This is a genomic window from Pseudomonas sp. 05T35 (genome assembly GCF_056396605.1).
On sequence record NZ_JBFTLU010000787.1, the window covers coordinates 1 to 982 of the forward strand.

The following is a 982-nucleotide window of genomic DNA, read 5'->3' on the forward strand; positions in this document are numbered from 1 at the left end:
GCTGAAGACCCGGCCATCCTCCTCCAGCAACAACTGTTGCAGCGCCAGCAGATGGAGCGCATCGGTGTCGGTCAGGGTGCCGTCGAGGTCGAAGAGCAAAGCATTGAGCATGGCGCAGTTCCCGTAGCTGAAGCGGTTAAGCGGATAGCTGCCCATCGTATACGCAGGGCGTCATCTATGCTCGTCTCAGAGTGCAACAGTTGTCGCGATATTAGACGCCGCTGACCTTTCTCAGCGCTGATAAAAATCCATTATTTCTCGCCAATTACTTGATTTTAAAGACTATTAATAAGCTGGCACGCTCCGTGTATTGCTCCTTCGCAGACGTTTCTCCTGCCACCGTCAGCGACCGGCTCGCCGACGGCAGAGACCCTGAAAACGATCATTCAAAAAATAAGAAAGCACCGTGCGAGGTTCGACGTTGATGAAGAGAAAACTCCGATCAGGCATGAGCGCCAGTCTGCTGGCGCTTGCCGCGTGTGCCGCCCTGCATGCTCCGCAAAGCATGGCGGCGCGTGACGCCCAAAGCATTCTCAAGGAAACCTGTCAGGGCTGTCATACCCCTGAAGCCGGCAATGCCTTGAGCCGTATCAGCCACCAGCGCAAAACCCCCGAAGGCTGGCTGATGAGCATTGCGCGGATGCAGACCATGCACGGTTTGCAGATCAGTGATGAGGACCGTCGCACGCTGGTCAAATACCTCGCCGATACCCAGGGCCTGGCGCCGAGCGAAACCGATGGCGTGCGTTATGCGCTGGAGCGTCGGCTCAACACCGTCGAGCATTTCGATGACCAGACCAGTCAGATGTGCGGTCGCTGCCACTCCGGCGCGCGAATCGCCCTGCAACGACGACCGGCCCAGGAGTGGGAACGTCTGGTGAACTTCCACCTCGGCCAATGGCCGTCCCTGGAATACCAGGCGCTGGCCCGCGACCGTGACTGGTTCGACATTGCCCGTAAAGACATGGTGCCGCTGTTGGCC

The 982-nt window shown here is 58.4% G+C and carries 1 protein-coding gene and 1 pseudogene; one reads left to right on the forward strand and one right to left on the reverse strand.

Going from position 1 to position 982, the window contains the following annotated elements; genetic code table 11:
* A pseudogene (locus AC1DH9_RS29835) lies at nt 1-111 on the reverse strand (HAD family phosphatase); the annotation flags it as partial.
* A 313-nt stretch (nt 112-424) separates the two neighbouring features.
* Here AC1DH9_RS29835 and AC1DH9_RS29840 point away from each other — a divergent pair.
* On the forward strand, nt 425-982 hold a 558-nt coding region (locus AC1DH9_RS29840; protein ID WP_477809414.1), incomplete at its 3' end, for a c-type cytochrome.